Source organism: Cryobacterium algoricola (assembly GCF_004402485.1).
GTDB lineage: Bacteria > Actinomycetota > Actinomycetes > Actinomycetales > Microbacteriaceae > Cryobacterium > Cryobacterium algoricola.
In genome coordinates this window covers 705,835-729,325 of the sequence record NZ_SOFG01000011.1, presented here as the reverse complement: position 1 = coordinate 729,325, position 23,491 = coordinate 705,835, and the positions used below count along the sequence as shown (strand labels likewise).

The window sequence follows — 23,491 nt, the reverse complement described above, 5'->3', positions numbered from 1 at the left end:
GTCGTCGGTATGACGGGTTCACACCGACGATTCGCCCGCTTTCGCGGCGGGGCGGGGTGCGTTCGGAGAGATCAGGGGCGGATGCCGAGCGCGGCTGCCGCAAGCGCGAGCGCGTCCTGCGCGTCCAGGCCGAGCCCGCGCATCCGCTCGGCGAATTCGGCCGCGGCGCGTTGCGCCTGTCGCCTGGTCGGGTCTCCCGTCGCCGCGATGAAGGAGCCGAGCCGGCCGCGGGTCTCGATCACCTCGCCCTGCTCGAGCTCGCGGTAGGCCCTTGCCACGGTGTTCGGCGCGAGCCCGAGTTCGTCGGCGAGCCTGCGCACGGTCGGCAGCTTGTCGCCGGGTGCGGCGGTCCCGGTTCGCACGGCGTCGACGACCTGCTGGCGCAGCTGCTCGAAGGGCGGCGTCGAGGAGTGCTCGTCGATGATCAGCTTCATGATGCCCGCACCGCCTCTCTTTGTGTCGGTTATGTACCAAGCTAGTCCGCGGGGGCACTCGCGCGAAACCGCCGGCCGCGCCATACTCGGATCCATGAAATTCACTACCGTCCTCGAACTGTCCGGAAAGTCGGCAACGGGCATCCGCGTTCCGGAGGACGTCGTCGCGGGCCTCGGCCCCGGCAAACGCCACGCCATCAGGGTCACGATCGCCGGCCACACCTACCGCAGCTCGGTCGCGCCCTACCGTGGCGCGTACATGATCGCGCTCAGTGCGGAGAACCGCGAGCAGGCCGGCGTCGCGGCGGGTGACGAGATCGAGGTCGACGTCGAGCTCGACACCGAACCCCGGGTGGTCGAGGTGCCCGCGGACTTCGCCGCCGCGCTCGACGACCAACCGGGTGCCCGGGCGGCCTTCGGGGCGCTGTCCTACAGCAACCAGCGCGCCCACGTCCTCGCCATCGAGGGTGCGAAAACGCCGGAGACCCGGCGGCGCCGGATCGACGCGGCCCGTGCCGCACTTGCGCCGGCCGCGCCGACTCCGTGACCTCTCAATCTCGGTCTGGTCCATCCCGGCGGCAGCGAGATTCGTTCCCGTTCACTGGCCCTGTCGCTCACTGACTTTTCACTGAGCGGGACCGACTTCGTTTCGGAACGACCCCGAACAGGGCAGCTCGCTACGCTCGCTAGGCTCAGAAGGTGACGTGGCCCGCCGACCTCCCCGCTGAACTGGGCGGACTGCTGCCCAGCCTCGTCGGGGTTCTGCTGCTGATCGCGGTCGTCACGGCCCTGCTTCGCGGCTTCCACGTGCCGCGCCCGTATGCCCCTGCGCTCGCGATCCTCCGGGGCACGCTCCAGCTCGCGGCGATCAGCCTCATCCTGAGCGGCATCATCTCCGACCCGCTCTGGGTCGCCGTCGGCCTCAGCGTGATGTTCGTCGCCGCCGTGAGCACCGTCAACCGTCGCCTCGGGGCGACCCGGCAGCACTTCGGCTGGATCGTCGTCGCCATGGGGATCGGTATCCTCGCGACGCTCACCGTGGTCTTCTCGGTCGGCGCGATCGAATTCTCCCCGCGGTATGTGCTCTCCTACGGCGGCATCATTATCGGAAACGCGATGTCGATCGCCACCCTCACCGGCCGGCGCTTCGGCGAGGCGGTCACCGAGCACTGGGACGAGGTCGAGGGCTGGATGGCGCTCGGGGCGACCCCGCGGCAGTCGACGCTCGACCTGGCGCGCCGAGCGGTGTACTTCGCGATCATCCCCACGACCGACCAGACCAAGACCACGGGTCTCGTCACCCTGCCCGGGGCATTCGTCGGTGCGATCTTCGGCGGAGCCTCGCCGCTCGAGGCCGGGCGCTTCCAGATCGTCGTGCTCGCCGGCATCCTCTGCGCCGGTGCGATCACGGCGGTCACCCTGATCCAGTTCCTCGCGCCGATCCGGATGAAGCCCGTCCCGATCCCCACCTAATCACGACCGACAAAGACCGCTCGCTCGTCCCGCGAGAGCGCACTTGTGGCCCTTAAACTGCTCGTTTAAGGGCCAAAAACGTACTCTCGCGGGCGGCGGTGAGGGTTGGACGGGCGACGGGCAGCGGATGCCGCGGCGCGGCTACTCGGCCGCGCGGTGGATGAGCCGGGAGAGCACGATCGCGCTGCGGGTGTGATCGACGTTGGGTGCGAGGCGCACCTTCTCGAGGGCCGCCTCGAGCCCGGGGATGTCGCGCGCCCGGATGTGCACGATCGCGTCAGCGCTTCCCGTGACGGTGCCTGCGTCGACGACCTCCGGCACGCCGGAGAGGATGCGGAGGAGTTCGTCGGGAGCGACAGTTCCTCGGCAGAAGAGCTCGACATATGCCTCGGTGCTCATGCCGTCGATCGCGGGGTCGACCTGGATCGTGAAGCCGCGGATGATCCCGTCGAGGACGAGCCGGTCGACCCGGCGCTTGACCGCGGAGGCGGACAGCCCGACGACAGAGCCGATGTCTCCGTAGCCGGCCCGTGCATTCTGTCGCAGAAGGTCGAGTATGCCGCGGTCGAGGTTGTCCATTCCGAGAGTCTAGGGGGAATTCGGCGCAGCGACGTGGAAATCCTGCGCACAAGGCGACAATCACGCCGATTATGCGCGCATATTGGCGTGCAACGTTGATTCACGCTGTGTGAGAATGGGCACGGCGTCTCTGTGCGGTGCCGATCGGCAGTCAGTGGGCTGTCGTCCAGCCGCGCAGAGCTCTCATGAGTGACCTGGTCCGCCATCCACCCCGCGTTCCGATTCCGGCAGAAGCCGACGGAGCGCAGACGAAGGAGACCTCATGACCATCGATCTCGACCCCACGACGACGCCAGCGACCTCGGCGCTCGCCCCGGTGCGCACGGCCGTCAAGCGCACGGTGCTGATGTGCAAGCCCGACTACTTCACCGTCGTGTACCGGATCAACCCGTGGATGGACCCGGCCATCCCCACCGACACGAGCCTCGCCGTCGCCCAGTGGCAGACCCTCTACGACACCTACGTCGGCCTCGGCTTCGACGTGCACCTGATCGACCCGATCGACGGCCTGCCCGACATGGTCTACGCCGCCAACGGCGGATTCGTCATCGACAACATCGCCTACGGCGCCGCGTTCACGTACCCGGAGCGCCAGCCGGAGGGCCCCGCGTACATGGACTGGTTCCGCGCCAACGGCTTCGACGTGCGCGTGCCCGTCGAGATCAACGAGGGCGAGGGCGATTTCCTGCTCGTCGGAGACGTCATCCTCGCCGGCACCGGCTTCCGCAGCGCCTCGAACAGCCACGAGGAGGTCTCCGCGATCTACGGCCGTCCGGTCATCACGCTCAACCTCGTCAACCCGAGCTTCTACCACCTCGATACCGCGATCGCCGTGCTCGACGACACCAACATCGCGTACCTGCCGAGCGCCTTCGACGAACCGAGCCTCGCCGTGCTGCGTGAACGCTACCCCGACGCGATCATCGTCACCGAGGAGGACGCCGCGATCCTCGGCCTCAACTCCTACTCGGACGGCTACAACGTCGTCATCGCCGCCCGTGCGAAGGACTTCGAGCGCCAACTCCGCGAACGCGGCTACAACCCGATCGGCGTCGACCTCTCCGAGCTCCTCCTCGGCGGCGGCGGCGTCAAGTGCTGCACCCTGGAGCTGCGCCGATGAGCGCCCCCACGAACACCCGGCCGGGCGCGCACCGCGCCGAGCAGACGACGGATGCCGCCCCCGGCGCCCCGACGCAGGCATCCGCAACGCCCGCCGCCTTCATCGCCCTCGAAGAGGAGCACGCCGCCCACAACTACCACCCGCTGCCCGTCGTGGTCGCGACCGGTGACGGTGCCTGGGTGACGGATGTCGACGGCAAGCGTTACCTGGACTGTCTCGCCGCGTACTCCGCGGTCAACTTCGGCCACTCGAACCCCGTGCTGCTCGACGCCGCCCGCGCCCAGCTCGGCCGGATCACCCTCACGAGCCGCGCCTTCCACAACGACCAGCTCGGCCCGTTCGTCACGGCCCTCGCCGAGCTCGCCCACAAGGACATGGTGCTTCCGATGAACACGGGAGCCGAGGCCGTCGAGTCCGGCATCAAGGTCGCCCGCGCCTGGGGCTACCGCGTGAAGGGCGTCGCGGCCGACCGGGCGAACATCATCGTCGCCGGCGGCAACTTCCACGGCCGCACCACCACGATCATCAGCTTCTCCGACGATGAGTCCGCCCGCGCGGGCTTCGGCCCGTTCACGCCCGGATTCCGCACCGTGCCGTTCGGCGACGCCGCGGCGCTCGAGGCCGCGATCGACGAGAACACCGTCGCCGTGCTGCTCGAGCCGATCCAGGGCGAGGCCGGCATCGTCGTGCCGCCCGCCGGCTACCTCCCCGCGGTGCGCGAGATCACCACGCGCCACAACGTGCTCTTCATCGCGGATGAGATCCAGTCCGGTCTCGGCCGCACCGGCGCCACGTTCGCGTGCGACCTCGTGGGCGTCGTGCCCGACCTGTACCTCCTGGGCAAGGCCCTCGGCGGCGGCATCGTTCCGGTGTCCGCGGTCGTCGGCAACCGCGACGTGCTCGGCGTCCTGCACCCGGGCGAGCACGGCTCGACGTTCGGCGGCAACCCGCTCGCCGCCGCCGTCGGCCTCGCCGTCGTGCGGATGCTGGCCGAGGGCGACTACCAGGAGCGCGCCCGCGTGCTCGGCGCCCACCTCCACGAAGCGCTGAACGGCCTCATCGGGCACGGGGTCGTCGCGGTCCGCGGCGCCGGGCTGTGGGCCGGAATCGACATCGACCCGAATCTCGCAAGCGGTCGCGCGGTCTGCGAGGCGCTCATGGTCCGCGGGGTCCTGGCCAAGGACACCCACGGCTCCACGATCCGGCTCGCCCCGCCGCTCTGCGTCTCCGAAGCCGACCTCGACTGGGCCGTCGCCCAGCTCGCCGCCGTGCTCGACGGGTTCGCCACCGCATAGCTCGCCGCCGGCCGCTGACCTGTGCCGTTTTCGCCGAGTCGACCCGTCCCAGCGGGTCGGTTCGGCGGACATGGGCACTCTCGACGTGGTGGTACCACAGTGGTACCATTTCGGCATGGCTATGACCGTCAGACTCCCCCCAGAGCTCGACTCCGCGCTGGAGTCCCTCGCCCGCCTGCGCCATACCTCCAAGCACGCGTTGCTCATCGAGGCGGCCGATCGCTTCGCACGACAGGAATCAAAGACAGCGCGCGTGCTGACGAGCGTGGACGAGATCTCTGCGGAATACGCTGACCTGCTGACCCGGCTCGAAGACGCCTGAGTCCGCGGGCGCGATGGTGATCGAGTACATCGAGCCGGAGCAGGCCTTGGCTGTCGTGGCACACCTCGGACTTCACATTCGCGACCAGGGACTGCTCTTCTCCGCGCTCGCCCGGCCATCGGCGGGCATGTTCGGTGAGGATGCCTATGCGACGCTCGAGCTGAAGGCCGCCGCGCTCATGTCGTCACTGGCCCAGAACCACCCACTGTTCGACGGGAACAAGCGGCTGTCCTGGATCCTCACCCTCGCGTTCCTGCGGCTCAACGGCTTTCGCGTGGTCATGTCGACGGATGACGCGTTCCACCTCGTGATCGCGGTCGCGCAGAGTGAGCTCGACCTCGACGGGATCGCAACGATGCTCGCGCGCCATCTCGTCCCGGCACCCTGAGCGTCCCAGCGTCCCAGCGTCCCAGCGTCCCAGCGTCCCAGCGTCCCAGCGCCCTGAGTGACGGAGCGCGGCACACTGGCGTCCGGCGTCGAGTCGACCCGTTTTCGCCGAGTCGGCCCGTTGCAGCGGGTCGGTTCGGCGGAAACGGGCCATCTCGGCGCTAGGGCCGTGTCGCGGGCACGCCCTCCGGACGGGCGATGCGGCTCAGGCGGGAGAGCTGGGTGACGTGCCCCGGCTCGAGTTCCTCGAGCGACGTCACGCCGAGCAGCCGCATGGTGCGGGTGATCTGCTCCGCGAGGATCTGCACAGCCCGGTCGACGCCGGCCTCGCCGCCGGCCATCAGCCCATAGAGGTAGGCCCGGCCGACGAGGGTGAACCGAGCGCCGAGGGCGACGGCTGCGACGATGTCGGCACCGCTCATGATGCCCGTGTCGAGGTGCACCTCGAGGTCGTTGCCCACTTCGCGAGCGACCTCGGGCAGCAGGTGGAACGGGATCGGGGCGCGGTCGAGCTGGCGGCCCCCGTGGTTGGAGAGGATGATCGCGTCGACGCCCATTTCGGCGAGCCTGGCGGCATCCGCCACGTTCTGCACGCCCTTGACGACGACCTTGCCCGGCCACTGCGCCTTGATCCAGGCGAGGTCCTCGAAGGTGACGGTCGGGTCGAACATGGTGTCGAGCAGTTCCCCGACGGTGCCGCTCCAGCGGTCGAGGGACGCGAAGGCGAGCGGTTCCGTCGTGAGGAAGTTGATCCACCATTCCGGGCGCGGGAGTGCGTTGACCACGGTGCCGAGGGTGAGCTGCGGCGGGATCGAGAACCCGTTGCGCTTGTCGCGCAGGCGCGCGCCGGCGACGGGCACGTCGACCGTCACGAGCAGGGTGTCGAAGCCGGCCTTCGCGGCCCGGTCGACGAGGGCCATCGAGCGGTCGCGGTCCTTCCACATGTAGAGCTGGAACCAGTTGCGCCCGTGCGGGTTGGCGGCCTTGACGTCCTCGATCGCGGTCGTGCCCATCGTCGAGAGCGAGAACGGGATGCCGGCCTTCGCGGCCGCGTGCGCGCCGGCGATCTCGCCCTCGGTCTGCATCATCCGGGTGAATCCGGTCGGCGCGATCCCGAACGGGAGGGCGACGGGCGCCCCGAGCACGTCCCAGCCGGTCGAGACCGTCGAGACGTCGCGCAGGATCGCCGGGTGGAACTCGATGTCCTCGAAGGCCTGGCGGGCGCGGGCGAGTGAGATCTCCGCCTCTGCGGCTCCCTCGGTGTAGTCGAACGCGGCCTTCGGCGTGCGCCGCTTGGCGATCGCGCGCAGGTCGTAGATGGTGAGGGCGCTCTCGAGGCGGCGCTTCTTCGCGTTGAGCTCCGGCGCCTTGAACTGCATGAGCGGGGCAAGGTCCTTGATTTTGGGGATGCGTCGTTGAACCATGGTCTGGAATTCCGTTCTGGGGCTGGGGGCTGGCAGGGCGGGGTCGGGGGCTCGGTCGGTGTTTCCGGCGAGTCGGTCGGCTGGGCGGGTCGCGTCGGTCCGGGTCGCGCCGGGTCGCGTCGGTTCAGGTCATGTCGGTTCGGGTCGGCTCGGCTCGCGTCGGGACGGCGGGCGGAATTTCGGCACTGCCCGGATCTCCCGGTGTCTCCGTCAGCCGGGTCTCGGCGTAGTACCCCGCGATATGCGACTGCACCGCCCGTCGGGCCGCTGCGGGGTCTGCCGCGCGAATGCACGCGACGATCTCCCGGTGTTCGAGCCTGAGGCGAGCGGATGCCTCCGCCCACGACCCGAGTCGGGCCACGCCCGCGCGGGCATACGCTTCGATCGCGCTGCGGAGTCCGGCCATGGTCGCCGTGATGACCTGGTTCCCGGACGCCTCGGCGAGGGCGAGGTGGAACTGCGCATCGAGCGCCAGGAACTCGGCCTCCGTCCGGCCCTGCGCATCCATCGCGTCGAGGAGCTGTTCCGCGCGGGCCAGGGACCCGGTGCCGACCCCGGTCTGGCCGCCGGCCGGCGTTGGTACGGTCGTCCCGGCATCCGTGGCCGCCGCGGCCGCCGGGGAGGCCGGCACCGGCACCGGCACGGACATCGGCACGGGCACCGAAGTCGGCACGGAGGTCGGCACGGGCACCGACGTCGACGCGCGAGCCGGGCTGCCGTGCGCCTCGGCGAGCTCGGTCACGACGGCCGCCTCGAGCACGAGCCGGGTCTTCACGACGTCCGCGACCGGGAAGCCCCGGGCCGCGACCTGCAGCCGCATCAGCGCCGACATCCCGCCGCCGGGCAGCGCGACGATGATCGCCCCCGAGGTCGGCCCTGAGCCCGTCGCGGTGCGCACGAGCCCGAGCACCTCGAGCACCCGGATCGCCTCGCGCACGCTCGACCGGCCGACACCGAGGGAGGCGGCGAGGGCGCGTTCGGGGGCGAGGCGATCCCCGGGCCGCAGCCGACCCGAGAGCAGATCGCGCTCGATCGACTCGAGCACGAGCTCCCAGGCCCGGGGTTCGTCCGGGAGTGCGCCCGGTACGGGCACGGCGTCAACGGTCACGGGCTCCTCCTCGGCAGTGGGGTGGTGCCGGTCGTTGGGCGGCAGCTGTAAGACGGCGCCGCTGTGGTCTGACCACACACTACACGGCGACGCCTACCCGGGTCCACCCCGTCCCCAACCCGCCCCTCCCGCCGCGAGAGTACGAAAAAGGCCCCTTCGCGTCGTCCGGAGGGGCCGATTTCGTACTCTCGCGGATTCGTTGGCGGGTGCCATTGCGATATGGTTCCTCCAACCCGAGCACGCCCAGGCCAGGAGGCCCCATGACCGCGCACCCCGCCCCGCAGCTGATCGACCTCGAACTCCCGGCCGCGAGCGGCGGAAGCGCGGGGCTCCGGGCGGTGCTGGGCGTTCCGGCCGGCCCCGGCCCCTGGCCAGGGGTCGTCCTTGTGCACGAGGCCTTCGGGATCAGCGACGTGATGCGCCGCCAGGTCGAGCGGCTGGCTTCGGCGGGCTACCTCGCCCTGATGCCCGACCTCTTCACGGAGGGCGGCGCCCGGAAGTGCCTCGTTGCGACCTTCCGCGCCCTGTCCGCGGGCGAAGGGCGTGCCTTCGTCGACATCGAGAACGCGCGCCAGGCGCTCATCGCCCGGCCGGACTGCACGGGTGAGGTGGGGGTGCTCGGCTTCTGCATGGGCGGCGGCTTCGCGCTCGCGGCCGCCACGCGGGGGTTCGCCGTGGCATCCGTCAATTACGGCCGGCTTCCGAAGGATCTCGACGCCGCGCTCGAGGGCGCCTGCCCGATCGTGGGCAGCTACGGCGGGCGGGACCGTTCGCTCGTCGGCGCCGCGGCCAGGCTCGAGGACGGACTCGTGCGTTCCGGCGTGCCGCACGACGTCAAGGAATACCCAAGCGCCGGACACTCCTTCCTCAACGACGCCGAAACGGGCCCGGCCGCCGTGCGTTTCCTCACGCAGCGTATCCTCGGCGCCGGCCCCGACCCGGAGGCCGCCGCCGACGCCTGGACCCGCATCGAGTCCTTCTTCGGCGAGCACCTCGCCCCTGGCCCGCACGCAGAGCCCGCCCCTGCCGACTGACCCGAACCAATTCGACGGAGTTTTCGGGTTGTGAGTATGTGAGAGCGCGGTTCAAGCGCTTTCCGGACAGAATCTCCGTCGAAGTGGTTCGGGGTGCCGGCGACGGCGGTGAGTGCCGGTCTCAGTGGGCAGACGCGAGGGCGGGCTCGGTGGGGGTGACGCCGGATGCCGCGAGCAGCTTCATGAATTCGCGCATCCAGGAGGGGTGGTCCGGCCAGGCCCTGCCGGAGACGAGGTTGCCGTCGACGACGCCGGCGCCGTTCTCGAACACGCCACCGCCGAGCTCGACGTCGATCTGAAGTGCGGGGTATGCCGAGCTCGTGCGGCCGTGGAGTACCCCGGCGGCGGCGAGGAGCATCGGGCCGTGGCAGAGCGCGGCGACGGGGGCGTTCCGCTCGAAGAAGTGCCGGACGATCCGCTTCGCGTCCTCGTCGTTGCGGATGTACTCCGGGGCTCTCCCGCCCGGGACGACGATCGCGGCGTAGTCGGCCGGGTCGACGTCCTTGAAGGCCACGTCGGCGTCCCAGGTGTGGCCGAGCTTCTCGGTGTACGTGTCGAAGCCGTCCACGAAGTCGTGCACGACGAACTGGAGCTTCCTCTTCTCCGGGGCGCCGATATGCACCTCGAAGCCCTCCTCGAGCAGCCGCTGGTAGGGATAGAACACCTCGAGGGTCTCGGCGGCGTCGCCGGTGAGAATGAGGATCTTGGTCATGACGTTCCTCTCTGAACGATGCTGAATTCAGTGCACGGGTCGTGCGCGGACGCCTTCAGTGTTCCCCCGACCGGCGCGCCGGGCAAGTGCCGCGGGCGCAGTCCGGCGCAGAACCGCCGAGAACCGCTCAGAACCGCTCAGAACCGCCGAGAACCGCCGAGAACCGCTGGAAACCGCCGAGAACCGCTGCAGCCCGGCTCAGACGAACATCAGCACGATGCCGAGGACCGCAGACACGAGCCCGGTGCCGAGCAGGATCAGCCCGGTCAGGCGCAGGGCCTTGCCCTCCGACTCCGGGGCGTGCGTCACCCCGCGGGAGGCGTCGCGGGAGTGGTACCAGACCGGCACGTCGTCGCCGGGGGCGAGTCGGTGGCTCTCGTGCGTGTTCGCGGCCCGCTCGTGCACATCCCCCGAGCGGTCGAACCAGCGGATGACCGTGTGCGATCCCGAGGACGCGATCACGCCATCCGTGGCCACCCACCCGCCCTTGACGCCGCGAATGGCAAGGCCGAGGGCATACAGGACGGCGCCGACGACGAACCCGACGAGGGTCAGGACCTCGCTGATCAGCCCGATGAGGTCGTGCGTGTCCATTCGCCCCTCTCGCGCCGAGTGCCTGGTGCTCGTTCTTCGCTCGACCACGATCGTATCGTGCCGTGGCGGCAGCGCCGTGAGATGCGCCGATGCCCCCGATCCAGGGGGCACCCGATACAGTCGAGAGATGACCACGGTCGAAAAACCCGTCCCCGCCCACAAAGACCGCAGCTTCTTCGGGCAACCGCGGGCTCTCGCCAATATCTTCGGCGTCGAGATGTGGGAGCGGTTCTCCTTCTATGGGATGCAGGGCATCCTGCTCCTGTACCTGTACTACTCGGCGGCCGACGGCGGCCTGGGGATCGAGCAGGCGACGGCCGCCGGCATCGTCGGCGCGTACGGCGGAGGGGTCTATCTCTCGACGATCCTGGGGGCGTGGATCGCCGACCGGGTGCTCGGCAGCGAGCGGGTGCTGTTCTACAGCGCCATCGTGATCATGCTCGGGCATATCGCCCTCGCCCTTGTTCCCGGTGTCGCCGGCGTGACCGCAGGCCTCCTCCTGATCGCGGTCGGCAGCGGCGGCCTCAAGGCCAACGCGACGAGCGTCGTCGGTTCGCTCTACACGCGGGACGACCCCCGCCTCGACGCCGGCTTCTCCCTCTTCTACCTCGGGATCAACCTCGGCGCGTTCTTCGGCCCCATCCTGACCGGGCTCCTGCAGACGACGGCCGGCTTCCACTTCGGCTTCGGCCTCGCGGCCGTCGGCATGGCGATCGGGCTCACCCAGTACTCGTTCGGACGGAAGGGCCTCCCCGAGGTCGTGCACCAGGTCCCGAACCCGCTCCCGCGCTCACGCTGGACCCGGTACCTCGTCGGCGCAATCGCCGCCGTCGTGCTCGTCGTGGTGCTCGTGCTCGCCGGCGTGATCACGGCGGACGGCCTCGTCACCCTCGTCATCGCGCTGACGGTCGTCGCGACGATCAGCTACTTCGTCGTCATCCTGCGCAACCGCCAGATCAGCATCGTCGAGCGCAAGCAGGTCTACGCCTTCATCCCGCTCTTCCTCGCGAGCGCCGTGTTCTGGTCGCTCTCCCAGCAGCAGTTCACGGTCGTCACGATCTATACGGACGAGCGCCTCGACCGGCACCTGTTCGGCTGGGAGATCCCGGTGTCCTGGATCCAGTCCTTCAACCCGGTGTTCATCATCCTGCTCTCCGGCGTCTTCGCCGCGCTCTGGACCCGCTGGGGAAGCCGCCAGCCGTCGACGCCGGTCAAGTTCGCGCTCGGCACCGCGGTCATGGGTGTCGCGTTCCTCGGCTTCCTGCCGTTCGTGGGCGGCGGGGCCAACTCCACGCCGATGCTCGCGATGATCGGCATCCTCTTCGTGCTCACGGTCGCCGAGCTCCTGATCGGCCCGGTCGGCCTCGCGCTCACCACCAAGCTCGCGCCGGCGCCGTTCCGCACCCAGATGGTCGCGCTGTTCTTCCTGTCGATCGCGCTCGGCACCGCCGTGTCCGGTTGGCTCGCCCAGTGGTACACCGAGGTCCCCGAGACGCTCTACTTCAGCGTGATCGGCGGCGTCGCGATCCTGTTCGGCATCGGCCTCGCGGTCTTCGCCCGGCCGGTGCTCCGCCTCATGGGCGGGGTGCGCTAGCGAGGTCCCTGCCCGCCGCACGACTCGGCGAGCGGATGCCGGTGGCCGGGCTGCCGGCATCCGTCGCCCGGCCGTCGCGGTCGGTGAGCGGATACCGCTGGCCGGTCGCTCGGCATCCGTCGCCCCCGTTTCGGCAGCCCGCTCCCGAAACGGCGGGTGCGGGCTGCGGAAACCGGCGCGGGCGCGGCTCGGCACGGGCGCGGCCTGCCGAAACCGGCGCCGGCGCGATCCGACCTAGCGGGTCGCCTCGATGATCGCGATCTCGCGGGTGGCGGTTTCTCTGTCGATCGGGTCGCGGTCGCGTCCGTCGCCGTCGTGGTGCACCTGCACGTGGGGCACGACCCCGCGGCGGTACCGCACGCGCAGGCTGCGGTACCTGACCAGCCAGAACAGCATGGCCCCTGCCGCGAGGACTCCCGAGAGCGCCGCGACGCCCAGGGCCCAGCGTGGGCCGAACCGGTCCGCCACCCAGCCCACGAACGGGGCGCCGAGCGGGGTGCCGCCGGCGAAGATGGCCATGTAGAGCGCCATCACCCGGCCGCGCATCGCGGGCTTCGTCGTGGTCTGCACATAGGCGTTCGCGGTCGTCATCAGCGTGAGCGAGAACAGTCCGACGAAGACGAGGGAGACCGCGAAGCTGAGATAGGTCGGCATCACCGCGGCGATTCCGCAGGATACGCCGAAGAGCGCGGCGCCGGCGACGACGAGGCGCAGCCGGGGGCGGCTGCGGCGGGCCGAGAGCAGCGCTCCCGCGACCGAGCCGATCGCCATGATGGAGCTCAGCAGCCCGAATTCCCCGGCGCCCATGTGGAACTCGACTGTCGCCATGGTCGCGGTGAAAATCGCGAAGTTGAGCCCGAAGGTGCCGATCAGGAAGACCGCGATCAGGACGACGATGATGTCCGGTCGATGCGAGACGTAGCGGAAGCCGGCCAGCAGCTGGCCGCGCTTCCGGGGCGCCCGCGGCTGGACGCGTAGCTCGTTCGTGTGCAGCAGGGTCATCGCGAAGACGGTGGCGGCGAAGGTGACGGCGTTGATCAGGAAGACCCAGCCGGCGCCGACGGCGACCGTCAGCAGGCCGGCCACGGCCGGGCCGATCAGGCGGGCTCCGTTGAACGAGGCCGAATTCAGTGCGACAGCGTTGGACAGGTTGCTGTCGGGGACGAGCTCGGAGACGAAGGTCTGTCGAGCGGGCGAGTCGATCGCGGCGACGATGCCGAGCCCGAGCGCGAAGAGGTAGACGTGCCAGAGCTGGGCGACGCCCGTCACCACGATCAGGCCGAGGCCGAGGGCAAGCACGCCCATCAGGCTCTGGGTCGCGATGAGGAGCTTGCGCCGGTTGAACCGGTCGGCGATGAGGCCGGACCACGGCATCAGCACGAGTTGCGGCCCGAACTGCAGGGCCATCACGATCCCGACGGCCGTTGCGTTGTGGTCGGTCAGCATCGTCAGGACGATCCAGTCCTGGGCGGTGCGCTGCATCCAGGTTCCGATGTTCGACACCAGGGCGCCGGCGAACCAGATCCGGTAGTTCGCGACGCTCAGGGAGCGGAACATGGCACTCAACTGTCGGTGAGCTCCTTCATGACGGTGATGGCTTCGGTGAGCACGGTGCGCTGCGCGGGGCTGAGCTTGGCGATGCGCAGGGCGAGCCAGGCATCCCGCCGGTTGCGAGTCTCGTGCATCAGGGTGCGACCGGAGTCGGTCACGGTCAGGATGATCTTTCGGCCGTCGTCCGTGGATCCCGCCCGGTGGACAAGTCCGGCCGACACGAGCACCCCGACGGTGCGGCTCATCGAGGGCGGAGTGACCCGCTCGTGCTCGCTGAGTTCGCGCAGGGTGAAGGGGCCGTTGAAGAAGAGCGAGCCGAGGGCGGAGAACTGGCTCGCACTCAGTTCGTTGTCCGCTTTTTCCTGGCGCAGGCGGCGCGCGAGGCGGCCGTTGGCCACGCGGAAGTCGTGGCTGAGCTCGGCAATCGTCGGCCGATGACCGGCGGGGGCGTCCGGCGGGGTCGAGGCCGGAGCGATCGTGGATTCCATAACTGATAACTGTAACCGTTTAGCGAGGCTAAGTATTCCCCGGAAATCGTGCATTCTGACAGACTGGCCCCGTGCCTACCTTCACGGATGACTACGGCGTCACCTTCGAGTACTACGTCTGGCCGGTTCCGCGCCCGCGGGCGGTCGTCCAGGTGGTGCACGGCTTCGGCGAACACGCCAACCGCTACACCGAGCTCGTGGGCCGGTTGAACGCGGCCGGCTACACCGTCTACGCGGACGACCATCGCGGCCACGGACGAACCGGGATGCGGCAGTACGCGGGTGACACGACCAAGATCGGGCGGCTCGGTCCCGGCGGTTTGCGGGCCGCGGTCGCCGGCGTGCATCAGCTGAGCGGCATCATCCGCTCGGAGCACCCGCACCTCCCGCTCGTCCTGCTCGGGCACAGCTGGGGCTCGTTCATGGCGCAGATGATCGTCAACGAGCACGCGGATGACTATGCGGCCGTGGTCCTGACCGGCACGGCCTATCGCTGGCCGGGATACCTCAACGGCGGGGACCTGAACGCGCGGCACAAGCACCTGGGTACGACGGGCGTCGAATGGCTCAGCCGCGATCCCGCGGTCGCCGAGGCCTTCATCGCCGATCCGCTCACGACAGTGACCCCGCTCGCGAAGCTCTTCGGCGTGCGCGAGGCCGCACGGCTCTTCGGTCGCCCGGCGCGCGGGCTGCCATCGGACCTCCCGCTCCTGATCCTCGTCGGTGGGGACGACACCGTCGGCGGGGAGCGCAGCGCAACCATGCTCAAGAATGCATACGCACGTCGCTCAGGCCTGCGAGACATTCGCCTGGTGGTATATCCCGGTGCCCGGCATGAAGTCTTCAACGAAACCAACCGTGCCGAGGTCTTCGCCGAACTGATCGGCTGGCTCGACGGGCAGTTACCCCCGGGGCTCGGTGGAATCGACGGTTAGGCTGGCCTCATGCATGGTGAATACAAGGTCCCTGGTGGCAAGCTCGTGGTCGTCGACCTGGACGTCGTCGATGACACGATCGTTAATTTCCGGCTCGCGGGGGACTTCTTCCTCGAACCCGACGATGCCCTCGGGGCGATCAACGCGGCCGTGACCGGCCTTCCCGCTGGCACGGATGCTGCCGGCCTCGCCGCCGCCGTGCGCGCGGCGCTGCCTGCCCAGGCCACGCTGCTCGGATTCTCCCCCGAGGCCGTCGCGGTTGCGATCCGCAGGTCCCTCGCCCAGGCGAGCGGGTGGCGTGACTACGACTGGCAGCTCGTGCACTCCAAGGCCGTGCCACCGGTGATGCAGATGGCGCTCGACGAGGTGCTCGCGATCGAGGTCGGTGAGGGCAGGCGCAAGCCGACGCTGCGGATCTGGGAGTGGACGGAGCCCGCCGTCGTCATCGGCAGCTTCCAGTCGCTCCGGAACGAGGTCGACGCCGAGCAGGCGGAGGCCCACGGGTTCACCGTCGTCCGCCGGATCAGCGGTGGCGGCGCCATGTTCATGGAGGCCGGCTCTGTGATCACGTACTCGATCTACGCGCCCACGGCGCTCGTGCAGGGAATGACCTTCGCGGACTCCTACGCCTTCCTCGACGAATGGGTGCTCACGGCGCTGCGCTCCCTCGGCATCGACGCGCACTACCAGCCGCTCAACGACATCACGAGCCCGACCGGCAAGATCGGCGGGGCCGCGCAGAAGCGGCTCGGCAGCGGTGCCGTGCTGCACCACGTCACCATGAGCTACGACATGGACGGCGAGAAGATGGTGCAGGTGCTGCGCATAGGTCGCGAAAAGCTCAGCGACAAGGGCATCACGAGCGCCGTCAAGCGGGTCGACCCGCTCCGCAGCCAGACCGGCCTCAGCCGTGCCGAGATCATCGACCGGATGAAGCAGACCTTCACGTCCCTGTACGGCGCGGTGGAGGGCGACATCACCGAAGCGGAATACGCCGCGGCCGCCGCCCTCGTCGAGAGCAAGTTCGGCACCGACGAGTGGATCGCCCGCGTCCCCTAGCCTGCCGCCCTCTTCTCCCCGCGAAAGTGCACTTTCGCGGAAGGGGGTTGCCGGAACGAGCGGGGCTCGCGGGCGGGGCCGGCGCGCGGGCTACTGGCCGCGGGTCAGGAGGTCCTGGTATTCGGCGTGCTTGTCGATCCACGCGACGACGTAGGGGCAGACCGCGACGACCGTGAGGTCGGTGCGCTCGCGCATGTCGTCAAGCGCCTGCTCGACGAGGATGCTGGCGAGTCCTTCGCCGCGGTGCCGCGGGTCCACCTCGACGTGCGTGAACAGCACGCGCGAGCCGTCGACCTCATAGTCGGCGAAACCCGCCGTCGCATCCCCGATCAGCAGGGTGTACCGGGACAGGGCCGGCTCGTGCCGGACGACGGGACGCGCGGCATCCTGCGTCGTCGCATCCGCCGGAGTCGTCGTCGATTCGGTCGTCGGGGAGTCTGTAGTCATCCCCATAGAGTAAGCCGACTGACACAATGAGGGAATGCCAACCGCGTGGTCACCGTCATCCCCCAACCGTGTCATCCGTGCAGACAACCTCGAAATCCTGCCGGCCCTTCCCGACGGTGCGTTCACGCTGATCTACCTCGACCCGCCCTTTAACACCGGTCGGAAGCAGAATCGGCGCACGACGACGTCCGTGAGGGTCGTCCAGGCGGGCGAATCCAGCTCCGAAACGGGCGCGGTCCCCGTCCCCCCGATTGGGGTCACTGGGACTTCGCCGCGCGCGGGCGGTTTGGCGGCGACCGGCACCATCACGGGGTTCAAGGGGCAGCTCTACGAGCGGATCAAGGGCGACCTGCTCGGCTACGACGATCAGTTCGAGGACTACTGGGCGTTCCTCGAGCCGCGACTGATCGAGGCCTGGCGTCTCCTCGCCGAAGACGGCACGCTCTACCTGCACCTCGACTACCGTGAGGCGCACTACGCGAAGGTGCTCCTCGACGCGCTCTTCGGCCGCGACTGCTTCCTCAACGAGCTGATCTGGGCGTACGACTACGGCGCGAAGTCCAAGAATCGCTGGCCGACCAAGCACGACACGATCCTCGTCTACGTGAAGAACCCGCAGCAGTACTACTTCGACTCGACGACGGTCGACCGCGAGCCCTACATGGCCCCCGGCCTCGTCACGCCGGAGAAGGTCGCCAAGGGCAAGCTGCCCACGGATGTCTGGTGGCACACGATCGTGTCGCCGACGGGCAAGGAGAAGACCGGATACCCCACCCAGAAGCCGGTCGGCATCCTGCGGCGGATGATCCAGGCCTCGAGTCGTGAGGGTGACTGGGTGCTCGACTTCTTCGCCGGCAGCGGCACGACCGGTGCCGTCGCGGAGTCCCTCGGCCGTCGTTTCCTGCTCGTCGACCAGAACCCGGAGTCCATCCAGGTGATGCGCACCCGGTTCGCGGCTCTGCCGGAGGTCGAGTTCCTCGACGTGTCCTAGGGAAGGCGCTTCCGGGCGATCTGGAAGACTGGAGGGATGAGACTCCGCATCTTCACCGAACCCCAGCAGGGCGCCAGCTACGACGATATCCTCGCGGTCGCGCAGGCAACGGAGACGCTCGGGTTCGACGCGTTCTTCCGCTCCGACCACTACCTGGCCATGGGCGGCAGCGGGCTTCCCGGCCCGACGGATGCCTGGACGACGCTCGCCGGACTTGCTCGCGAGACCAGCCGCATCCGCCTGGGCACCCTCGTCTCCTCGGTGACCTACCGCGCGCCGGGGATCCTCGCGATCCAGGTCGCCCAGGTCGACCAGATGTCGGGCGGGCGGGTCGAGCTCGGCCTCGGCACCGGCTGGTTCGAGGAGGAGCACCTCGCCTACGGGATCCCGTTCCCGGCCAAACGCTTCGGCATGCTCGAGGAGCAGCTCGAGATCGTCACCGGACTCTGGGAGACCCCGGTCGGCGACCGCCACAACTTTGCCGGCGAGCACTACACGCTCGTCGACTCGCCCGCCCTGCCGAAACCCGCCCAGGCGCGGGTTCCCGTGATCGTCGGCGGCGGCGGAGCGAAGCGCACACCGGCCCTCGCGGCACGGTTCGCGACCGAGTTCAACCTGCCGTTCCCCGAGTTCGCCGACGTTCCCGGCAAATTCGCCGGGGTGCGGGCGGCGTGCACGGCGATCGGGCGCGACCCGGGGGAGTTGCACTATTCGGTTGCGCTCATCGCGGTCGCCGGGCGTGACGAGGCCGAATTCGCGCGCCGTGCCGCCGCGGTCGGCCGGGAACCCGCCGAGCTGCGCGAGCACGGCCTCGCAGGCACGGCCGCAGAGGTCGTCGACCGGCTCGGCGCCCTCGCCGAGGCCGGCGTCGACACGGTCTACCTGCAGATCATGGACCTCGCCGACCTCGACCACCTGGACTTCATCGCCCGTGAGGTCGTGCCCCAGCTGCCCTGAGCTCCCCAGACCCCGTTCGCCCCTCAGCTGAGGTGTCGCATAGCTGAGGTGTCGCATATCGAGGTTCCGGGGCGCCGGGAACATCGATCTGCGACACCTCACGTAGCTCGTGAGTGAGCGGGCGGATGTCGCGGCGCGGGTCAGGCGGATTCGCGCAGGATCAGGCGGGTCGGCATGATGTTGCGGTGCGGCACGGTCTCGTCGTCCGCGAGCAGGCGCAGGAGCAGGTCCGCCATCGCGAAGCCCATCTCCTTCGAGGGCTGGCTCACGGTGGTCATCCCGATCGGCCCCGAGGTGGCCGCGGGGCTGTCGTCGAATGCGACCACCGCGATGTCCCCCGGCACGGCACGGCCCTGCTCAGCGAGGACGCCGAGCGCGCCGGTCGCCATCAGGTCGCTCGCCACGAAGATGGCGTCGACGTCCGGGAAGCGCTCGAGCAGGCGGCGGGTGGCCGCCGCGGCCCCGGAGGCCGTGAAGTCGGCGTGTTCGACGGCATCCGTGGGCAGGCCCGCGCTCTCGAGCACCTGGCGGAACCCGGTCAGGCGGTCGATGCCGGCCGGCATGTCGACGGGCCCGGTGATCGTGCCGATCCGGTGCCTGCCGATGTCGACAAGGTGCTGGACGCCGCTCATGGAGCCCGCGATGTTGTCGACGTCGACGAAGTAGTTGTTCGCGCCGGAATCGTTGGTGGGGCGTCCACCGAAGACCACCGGCATCGTGGATTCGAGATCGGCGACGAAGTTGTCCCCGGTGTGGTGCGAGATCACCAGGGCACCGTCGACGTTCCCGGCGCGGAGGTAACGCATGGTCTTGTGTCGCGGGTCGCTCGAGGCGACCAGAAGGTTGAGCGTGTAATCGCTCTCGTCGAGGCGCTGGGTGATGCCCTGCACGACCGCGGCGAAGTAGGGATCGCCGAAGAACTTCGTCATGTCTTCCGGAACGACGAGGGCGACGGACTGGGTCTGCCGGCTCGCGAGCGAGCGGGCGGCGCGGTTGGGGACGTAGTTGAGGCGCTCGATCGCGGCCGTGACGGATACGACGACCTCCGGACGCACCTTGGGCGATCCGTTGACGACGCGGCTCACGGTGGCGCGGGAAACGCCTGCCTCTGCCGCCACCATTTCGAGCGTCGGCTGCGGCGGACGCGCGTTGCGGACTCCCGTTGTCATGGGGTCATTCTATTTGGATGCGCGCGACGTGCCGGTACGCCTGGCCCGGGCGCCGTCATGAGGCGTGCACGGCGCGGTCCGCGGGCCCCCGGCCGACGGGTGCCGTGTCGCCTTGACAAGGACTCGGTGGAGGACCTAGTGTTGCGTTGATCAGTGAGAGCGCTCTCATACCCAAAATGAGAGCGCTCTCACAACCCGTTCGATGTCTGCCTCACCCTGAGTGCCGCACATCGGGCGCCGGTCGCCTGCAGTACACATTTCACGCAGTACACACACGCGCGCAAACACGCACACAAAGGAGTGACAGTGAAGTTCTCACGACGCACCAAGGTTGGGGCAGCAGTAGCCTGCGCCGCATCCTTCGCCCTCATTGCAACGGGCTGTTCATCGGCAGGAACCGGCACCACTGCCAGTGCCTCGCCGGTCGAACTGACCGTCACGACGTTCGGCACCATGGGCATGGACGCTCTCTACGCACAGTACGAGGCTTCTCACCCCGGCATCACCATCAAGGCCAACAACATCGACACCGGCGGCAACGCACAGACGGATGCCTTCACCAAGATCGCGGCAGGCAGCGGCCTCTCCGACGTGACCGCGGTCGAGGAAGGCTGGCTGGGCGCGATTCAGAACGTCTCGAGCCAGTTCACCGACCTCAAGGCTTACGGCGCCGACGCGGTCAAGGACCGCTGGGTGTCGTGGAAGGTCGACCAGGCCACCGACAAGGACGGCCGCATCATCGGATACGGCACGGACATCGGCCCGGAGGGCATCTGCTACAACAGCAAGGCCTTCGCAGCAGCCGGTCTCCCGACCGACCGCGCCGCGGTCGCCACCCTGCTCGGGGGCAGCGGCTCGACCTGGGACAACTACTTCTCCGTAGGCGAGAAGTACCAGAAGGCAACCGGCAAGGCATGGTTCGACCAGTCCGGCTTCATCTGGAACTCGATGGTCAACCAGCTTCCCGAGGGTTACTACACCAAGGACGGCAAGCTCAACGTTGAGAACAACGCAGCACTGAAGTCCGCCTGGACGAAGCTCGCCTCCGCAAACGCGGCCGGCCTCTCCGCCAAGCAGTCCCAGTGGGACTGGAACAAGGGCACGTCGTTCACCGACGGCACCTTCGCGACCTTCATGTGCCCGGGCTGGATGCTCGGAGTCGTCCAGGGCCAGGTCAAGACCGCCGGCGGCGACGCCGTTGGCGCGACGGCCGGCTGGGACTTCGCCGACGTCTTCCCCGGCGGTGCCACCAACTGGGGCGGAACCTTCCTGACCGTTCCGACACAGTCGAAGCACCCGAAGGAAGCCGCTGAACTGGCCACCTGGTTGACCGACGCCAAGCAGGAAGTCGCCGAATTCCAGGCTTCCGGCGCATTCCCGAGCGTCAAGGCCGCTCAGACCGATCCCGCGCTTGCCGCGAGCACCGGAATCTCGGCCTTCTTCAACGACGCACCGATCGCAGCCATCCTGAGCAAGCGCGCCGAAGGCGTGAAGGCTCAGTACAAGGGCCCGGACGACTCGACGATCCAGGAGAAGGTCTTCGGACCGTCCGCGATCTCGCTCGACCAGGGCGTGTCAGGCGACAAGGCCTGGGCCGACGCCATGACGCTGTTCAACCAGCTCATCGTCAACAAGTAGGCACGTAGCCAGCATCCGCTTGCCGGGCTCTCCCACGCCGCGCTCCGGCGCAGGAGGGCCCGGCTTGAATGCAGAAAGCCACCATGACACTCACACGTGAACCAGAACTCAGCAGCCCGCCGCGGCCCGACCGCACCGGTCGGAAGAGCGCCCTCACCTACAAGCATCGGCTCAGCCGCCTGGACGTGAAGCTCTCGCCCTACCTGTACATCTCGCCGTTCTTCGTGCTCTTCGGCGTCGTCGGCCTGTTCCCGCTGGTGTACACCTTCGTGGTGTCGCTCAATAAGTGGAACCTGCTGAGCGGACCGGGGGAGTGGATCGGCTTCGACAACTACGTCGCCGAGCTGAACGACCCGCTGTTCTGGAACTCGCTGTTCAACACGATGAGCATCTTCCTGCTCTCGAGCATCCCGCAGCTGATCGCCGCCACCTTCATCGCCGCGGTTCTCGACCAGAACCTGCGGGCCAAGACCTTCTGGCGCATGAGCGTCCTGATCCCGTACGTGGTGACCCCGGTGGCCGTCGCCCTGATCTTCTCGAACATGTTCAGCGAGCAGAACGGCATGATCAACCACCTCCTCAGCTTCGTCGGCGTCGATCCGGTCATGTGGAAGACGGATGTCTTCCCCAGCCACATCGCGATCGCGAGCATGGTGAACTGGCGCTGGACCGGGTACAACGCCCTCATCCTGCTCGCCGCCATGCAGTCGGTGCCGCGTGATATCCACGAATCGGCAGCCCTCGACGGTGCCGGATTCTTCCGCCGGTTCTTCTCGATCACGCTGCCGAGCATCCGCCCCACGATGATCTTCGTGATCATCACGGCCACCATCGGCGGCCTGCAGATCTTCACGGAACCCCGCCTGTACGATGCGACGACCCCGACGCCCGGCGGCGCCCACCGGCAATTCCAGACCACCGTGCTCTATCTCTGGGAGATGGCGTTCCAGCGGCAGAACTTCGGCAAGGCCTCGGCCGTCGCGTTCATCCTGTTCATCATCATCGTGGCGTTCGGCGTGCTGAACTTCCTGATCTCGCAGCGCATCGCCACCACTGATTCCCGCACGGACGTCAAGACCGCGAAACGGGTGCTGCGGCGCAAGGCCGCGGCCGACCGGGAGGCTGCCCTGGCGTCCTCCGCAGCGGGCGAACCCCTTGATTCCCCGCCATCCAGCACGCTCCCCACCGGCGCGAAGGAGCCCAGATCATGACCGGCACACTCACCCCCACTCCCACCGAACCGGTGCGGCCGGCCCGGCCCGTCAAGGTCCGCGCCGAGAAGAACCCCGCCGGGCGGATGAAGGGCCACAAGGGCCTCGGGATCGACAGACGACCCGGTTTCCTCACGTACGGCATCCTGCTCGCCCTGTTCATCGGTGGTGCATACCCGCTCTGGTGGTCGGTCGTCGTCGGCTCGAGCTCGTCATCCGTCCTGAGCCAGGAATGGCCGCCGCTCCTCCCGGGCGGACAGTTCTGGATCAACGTCGCCGCCGTCTTCGACACGATTCCGTTCTGGCAGGCGCTGCTCAACAGCATCGTGATCTCGACCATCATCACCGTCTCGGTGGTCTCCTTCTCCACCCTCGCCGGCTATGCCTTCGCCAAGCTCCGCTTCCGCGGCAGCAACGGGCTGATGGTCTTCGTCGTCGGCACCATGGCGATCCCCACCCAGCTCGGCATCATCCCGCTGTTCATCCTGATGCGCCAGTTCGGCTGGACCGGTACCGTCGGTGCCGTCATCATCCCGACCCTCGTCACCGCATTCGGCGTCTTCTTCATGCGGCAGTACCTCGTCGACGTCATCCCCGACGAACTCATCGAAGCCGCCCGTGTCGACGGCGCGAACATGATCACGACCTTCTGGAACGTGGCCGTTCCCGCAGCCCGCCCGGCGATGGCGATCCTGTCTCTGTTCACCTTCATGATGGCCTGGACGGACTTCCTCTGGCCGATGATCGTTTCTCCGCAGAACCCGACGCTCCAGGTGGCGCTCAGCCAGCTCCAGTCCGCCAAGTACGTGGACTATTCCGTCGTCCTCGCGGGCGCCGTGCTGGCGACGCTGCCCCTGCTGATCCTGTTCGTCCTGGCCGGCAAGCAGCTCATCTCCGGCATCATGGCGGGTGCCGTCAAGGGCTGATCGCCGCTCCCGACCGCCCCCTCCCGCACTGCCCCGTTCCGAA

General features: G+C 68.7%; 25 protein-coding genes. 15 read left to right on the top strand and 10 right to left on the bottom strand.

The genetic code is table 11. The annotated features are described in order from the left end of the window. Nucleotides 1-71: 71 nt before the first annotated feature. Nucleotides 72-434, bottom strand: a complete 363-nt coding sequence (locus E3O44_RS10155; RefSeq protein ID WP_134534608.1) for a GntR family transcriptional regulator — start codon at nucleotides 432-434, stop codon at nucleotides 72-74. A gap of 94 nt (nucleotides 435-528) precedes the next feature. Between E3O44_RS10155 and E3O44_RS10150 the strand changes: the two genes are divergently transcribed. Beyond that, on the top strand, nucleotides 529-981 hold the full coding sequence (locus E3O44_RS10150; protein WP_134534607.1) for a YdeI/OmpD-associated family protein: 453 nt from the start codon (nucleotides 529-531) through the stop codon (nucleotides 979-981). 152 nt (nucleotides 982-1,133) lie between these two features. After that, entirely contained in the window at nucleotides 1,134-1,907 is a 774-nt protein-coding gene (locus E3O44_RS10145) for an ABC transporter permease (protein WP_198415891.1), read from the top strand. 141 nt (nucleotides 1,908-2,048) lie between these two features. Here E3O44_RS10145 and E3O44_RS10140 read toward each other — a convergent pair whose 3' ends face one another. Then, nucleotides 2,049-2,486 carry an Lrp/AsnC family transcriptional regulator gene (locus E3O44_RS10140; protein WP_134534606.1) on the bottom strand — a complete coding sequence of 146 codons (438 nt, stop codon included), beginning with the start codon at nucleotides 2,484-2,486 and terminating at the stop codon, nucleotides 2,049-2,051. 262 nt (nucleotides 2,487-2,748) lie between these two features. Here E3O44_RS10140 and ddaH point away from each other — a divergent pair, with 262 nt between their 5' ends. From ddaH to E3O44_RS10120, 4 genes are all read left to right on the top strand, one after another. Continuing rightward, on the top strand, nucleotides 2,749-3,606 hold the full coding sequence (gene ddaH, locus E3O44_RS10135) for a dimethylargininase (protein WP_134534605.1): 858 nt from the start codon (nucleotides 2,749-2,751) through the stop codon (nucleotides 3,604-3,606). After that, entirely contained in the window at nucleotides 3,603-4,901 is a 1,299-nt protein-coding gene (gene rocD / locus E3O44_RS10130; protein WP_134534604.1) for an ornithine--oxo-acid transaminase, read from the top strand. The genes ddaH and rocD overlap by 4 nt, the downstream gene beginning before the upstream one ends. Nucleotides 4,902-5,016: 115 nt before the next feature. After that, nucleotides 5,017-5,223, top strand: a complete 207-nt coding sequence (locus E3O44_RS10125) for a ribbon-helix-helix domain-containing protein (RefSeq protein ID WP_134534603.1) — start codon at nucleotides 5,017-5,019, stop codon at nucleotides 5,221-5,223. 13 nt (nucleotides 5,224-5,236) lie between these two features. Beyond that, the gene (locus tag E3O44_RS10120) at nucleotides 5,237-5,611 is read left to right on the top strand and encodes a type II toxin-antitoxin system death-on-curing family toxin (RefSeq protein ID WP_134534602.1); all 375 of its coding nucleotides are present in this window, start codon (nucleotides 5,237-5,239) and stop codon (nucleotides 5,609-5,611) included. Nucleotides 5,612-5,771: 160 nt separating this feature from the next. Here the strand turns inward: E3O44_RS10120 and E3O44_RS10115 are convergent, their stop codons facing one another. Beyond that, nucleotides 5,772-7,034 carry an alpha-hydroxy acid oxidase gene (locus E3O44_RS10115; RefSeq protein WP_134534601.1) on the bottom strand — a complete coding sequence of 421 codons (1,263 nt, stop codon included), beginning with the start codon at nucleotides 7,032-7,034 and terminating at the stop codon, nucleotides 5,772-5,774. A 124-nt stretch (nucleotides 7,035-7,158) separates the two neighbouring features. Then, nucleotides 7,159-8,142 (bottom strand): FadR/GntR family transcriptional regulator, encoded by a 984-nt coding sequence (locus E3O44_RS10110; RefSeq protein ID WP_241976225.1) that lies wholly within the window; start codon nucleotides 8,140-8,142, stop codon nucleotides 7,159-7,161. A gap of 260 nt (nucleotides 8,143-8,402) precedes the next feature. Here E3O44_RS10110 and E3O44_RS10105 point away from each other — a divergent pair, with 260 nt between their 5' ends. Next, complete coding sequence (locus E3O44_RS10105) at nucleotides 8,403-9,176, top strand: dienelactone hydrolase family protein (protein WP_134534600.1); 774 nt, start codon at nucleotides 8,403-8,405, stop codon at nucleotides 9,174-9,176. A 121-nt stretch (nucleotides 9,177-9,297) separates the two neighbouring features. Here E3O44_RS10105 and E3O44_RS10100 read toward each other — a convergent pair whose 3' ends face one another. Together E3O44_RS10100 and E3O44_RS10095 are read right to left on the bottom strand one after the other, a co-directional pair. Beyond that, on the bottom strand, nucleotides 9,298-9,888 hold the full coding sequence (locus tag E3O44_RS10100) for a DJ-1/PfpI family protein (protein WP_134534599.1): 591 nt from the start codon (nucleotides 9,886-9,888) through the stop codon (nucleotides 9,298-9,300). Between the two features lie 198 nt (nucleotides 9,889-10,086). Then, nucleotides 10,087-10,482 carry a sortase gene (locus tag E3O44_RS10095; protein WP_134534598.1) on the bottom strand — a complete coding sequence of 132 codons (396 nt, stop codon included), beginning with the start codon at nucleotides 10,480-10,482 and terminating at the stop codon, nucleotides 10,087-10,089. 127 nt (nucleotides 10,483-10,609) lie between these two features. Here E3O44_RS10095 and E3O44_RS10090 point away from each other — a divergent pair, with 127 nt between their 5' ends. Beyond that, entirely contained in the window at nucleotides 10,610-12,076 is a 1,467-nt protein-coding gene (locus tag E3O44_RS10090) for a peptide MFS transporter (protein WP_134534597.1), read from the top strand. Nucleotides 12,077-12,310: 234 nt separating this feature from the next. Here E3O44_RS10090 and E3O44_RS10085 read toward each other — a convergent pair whose 3' ends face one another. Together E3O44_RS10085 and E3O44_RS10080 are read right to left on the bottom strand one after the other, a co-directional pair. Further along, nucleotides 12,311-13,642 (bottom strand): MFS transporter, encoded by a 1,332-nt coding sequence (locus E3O44_RS10085; protein WP_166792606.1) that lies wholly within the window; start codon nucleotides 13,640-13,642, stop codon nucleotides 12,311-12,313. Next, the gene (locus E3O44_RS10080; RefSeq protein WP_134534595.1) at nucleotides 13,639-14,115 is read right to left on the bottom strand and encodes a MarR family winged helix-turn-helix transcriptional regulator; all 477 of its coding nucleotides are present in this window, start codon (nucleotides 14,113-14,115) and stop codon (nucleotides 13,639-13,641) included. The genes E3O44_RS10085 and E3O44_RS10080 overlap by 4 nt, the downstream gene beginning before the upstream one ends. Nucleotides 14,116-14,186: 71 nt before the next feature. On the opposite strand from E3O44_RS10080, the gene E3O44_RS10075 reads away from it, so the two are divergent. Together E3O44_RS10075 and E3O44_RS10070 are read left to right on the top strand one after the other, a co-directional pair. After that, nucleotides 14,187-15,050 carry an alpha/beta fold hydrolase gene (locus tag E3O44_RS10075; protein ID WP_134534594.1) on the top strand — a complete coding sequence of 288 codons (864 nt, stop codon included), beginning with the start codon at nucleotides 14,187-14,189 and terminating at the stop codon, nucleotides 15,048-15,050. Nucleotides 15,051-15,059: 9 nt separating this feature from the next. Next, on the top strand, nucleotides 15,060-16,109 hold the full coding sequence (locus E3O44_RS10070) for a lipoate-protein ligase LplAB (RefSeq protein ID WP_134534593.1): 1,050 nt from the start codon (nucleotides 15,060-15,062) through the stop codon (nucleotides 16,107-16,109). A 90-nt stretch (nucleotides 16,110-16,199) separates the two neighbouring features. Here the strand turns inward: E3O44_RS10070 and E3O44_RS10065 are convergent, their stop codons facing one another. Further along, the gene (locus tag E3O44_RS10065; protein WP_134534592.1) at nucleotides 16,200-16,556 is read right to left on the bottom strand and encodes a GNAT family N-acetyltransferase; all 357 of its coding nucleotides are present in this window, start codon (nucleotides 16,554-16,556) and stop codon (nucleotides 16,200-16,202) included. Between the two features lie 34 nt (nucleotides 16,557-16,590). Here E3O44_RS10065 and E3O44_RS10060 point away from each other — a divergent pair, with 34 nt between their 5' ends. Together E3O44_RS10060 and E3O44_RS10055 are read left to right on the top strand one after the other, a co-directional pair. Beyond that, the gene (locus tag E3O44_RS10060; RefSeq protein ID WP_134534591.1) at nucleotides 16,591-17,547 is read left to right on the top strand and encodes a DNA-methyltransferase; all 957 of its coding nucleotides are present in this window, start codon (nucleotides 16,591-16,593) and stop codon (nucleotides 17,545-17,547) included. Nucleotides 17,548-17,583: 36 nt separating this feature from the next. Then, nucleotides 17,584-18,504 carry an LLM class F420-dependent oxidoreductase gene (locus tag E3O44_RS10055; protein WP_134534590.1) on the top strand — a complete coding sequence of 307 codons (921 nt, stop codon included), beginning with the start codon at nucleotides 17,584-17,586 and terminating at the stop codon, nucleotides 18,502-18,504. 140 nt (nucleotides 18,505-18,644) lie between these two features. On the opposite strand, the gene E3O44_RS10050 is transcribed toward E3O44_RS10055, so the two are convergent. Further along, nucleotides 18,645-19,673, bottom strand: a complete 1,029-nt coding sequence (locus E3O44_RS10050; RefSeq protein WP_134534589.1) for a LacI family DNA-binding transcriptional regulator — start codon at nucleotides 19,671-19,673, stop codon at nucleotides 18,645-18,647. 306 nt (nucleotides 19,674-19,979) lie between these two features. Between E3O44_RS10050 and E3O44_RS10045 the strand changes: the two genes are divergently transcribed. From E3O44_RS10045 to E3O44_RS10035, 3 genes are all read left to right on the top strand, one after another. Beyond that, entirely contained in the window at nucleotides 19,980-21,311 is a 1,332-nt protein-coding gene (locus tag E3O44_RS10045; RefSeq protein ID WP_134534588.1) for an ABC transporter substrate-binding protein, read from the top strand. Nucleotides 21,312-21,394: 83 nt separating this feature from the next. Further along, nucleotides 21,395-22,522 carry a carbohydrate ABC transporter permease gene (locus E3O44_RS10040; RefSeq protein WP_134534587.1) on the top strand — a complete coding sequence of 376 codons (1,128 nt, stop codon included), beginning with the start codon at nucleotides 21,395-21,397 and terminating at the stop codon, nucleotides 22,520-22,522. Next, complete coding sequence (locus tag E3O44_RS10035) at nucleotides 22,519-23,448, top strand: carbohydrate ABC transporter permease (RefSeq protein WP_174775064.1); 930 nt, start codon at nucleotides 22,519-22,521, stop codon at nucleotides 23,446-23,448. The genes E3O44_RS10040 and E3O44_RS10035 overlap by 4 nt, the downstream gene beginning before the upstream one ends. Nucleotides 23,449-23,491: the final 43 nt, after the last annotated feature.

What these genes read in the sequence shown, in the direction of transcription:
- E3O44_RS10155 (WP_134534608.1), bottom strand. Translation starts at nt 434, where the DNA reads ATGAAGCTGATCATCGACGAGCACTCCTCGACGCCGCCCTTCGAGCAG.
- E3O44_RS10150 (WP_134534607.1), top strand. Translation starts at nt 529, where the DNA reads ATGAAATTCACTACCGTCCTCGAACTGTCCGGAAAGTCGGCAACGGGC.
- E3O44_RS10140 (WP_134534606.1), bottom strand. Translation starts at nt 2,486, where the DNA reads ATGGACAACCTCGACCGCGGCATACTCGACCTTCTGCGACAGAATGCA.
- ddaH (WP_134534605.1), top strand. Translation starts at nt 2,749, where the DNA reads ATGACCATCGATCTCGACCCCACGACGACGCCAGCGACCTCGGCGCTC.
- rocD (WP_134534604.1), top strand. Translation starts at nt 3,603, where the DNA reads ATGAGCGCCCCCACGAACACCCGGCCGGGCGCGCACCGCGCCGAGCAG.
- E3O44_RS10125 (WP_134534603.1), top strand. Translation starts at nt 5,017, where the DNA reads ATGGCTATGACCGTCAGACTCCCCCCAGAGCTCGACTCCGCGCTGGAG.
- E3O44_RS10120 (WP_134534602.1), top strand. Translation starts at nt 5,237, where the DNA reads ATGGTGATCGAGTACATCGAGCCGGAGCAGGCCTTGGCTGTCGTGGCA.
- E3O44_RS10115 (WP_134534601.1), bottom strand. Translation starts at nt 7,034, where the DNA reads ATGGTTCAACGACGCATCCCCAAAATCAAGGACCTTGCCCCGCTCATG.
- E3O44_RS10105 (WP_134534600.1), top strand. Translation starts at nt 8,403, where the DNA reads ATGACCGCGCACCCCGCCCCGCAGCTGATCGACCTCGAACTCCCGGCC.
- E3O44_RS10100 (WP_134534599.1), bottom strand. Translation starts at nt 9,888, where the DNA reads ATGACCAAGATCCTCATTCTCACCGGCGACGCCGCCGAGACCCTCGAG.
- E3O44_RS10095 (WP_134534598.1), bottom strand. Translation starts at nt 10,482, where the DNA reads ATGGACACGCACGACCTCATCGGGCTGATCAGCGAGGTCCTGACCCTC.
- E3O44_RS10090 (WP_134534597.1), top strand. Translation starts at nt 10,610, where the DNA reads ATGACCACGGTCGAAAAACCCGTCCCCGCCCACAAAGACCGCAGCTTC.
- E3O44_RS10080 (WP_134534595.1), bottom strand. Translation starts at nt 14,115, where the DNA reads ATGGAATCCACGATCGCTCCGGCCTCGACCCCGCCGGACGCCCCCGCC.
- E3O44_RS10070 (WP_134534593.1), top strand. Translation starts at nt 15,060, where the DNA reads ATGCATGGTGAATACAAGGTCCCTGGTGGCAAGCTCGTGGTCGTCGAC.
- E3O44_RS10065 (WP_134534592.1), bottom strand. Translation starts at nt 16,556, where the DNA reads ATGACTACAGACTCCCCGACGACCGAATCGACGACGACTCCGGCGGAT.
- E3O44_RS10060 (WP_134534591.1), top strand. Translation starts at nt 16,591, where the DNA reads ATGCCAACCGCGTGGTCACCGTCATCCCCCAACCGTGTCATCCGTGCA.
- E3O44_RS10055 (WP_134534590.1), top strand. Translation starts at nt 17,584, where the DNA reads ATGAGACTCCGCATCTTCACCGAACCCCAGCAGGGCGCCAGCTACGAC.
- E3O44_RS10050 (WP_134534589.1), bottom strand. Translation starts at nt 19,673, where the DNA reads ATGACAACGGGAGTCCGCAACGCGCGTCCGCCGCAGCCGACGCTCGAA.
- E3O44_RS10040 (WP_134534587.1), top strand. Translation starts at nt 21,395, where the DNA reads ATGACACTCACACGTGAACCAGAACTCAGCAGCCCGCCGCGGCCCGAC.
- E3O44_RS10035 (WP_174775064.1), top strand. Translation starts at nt 22,519, where the DNA reads ATGACCGGCACACTCACCCCCACTCCCACCGAACCGGTGCGGCCGGCC.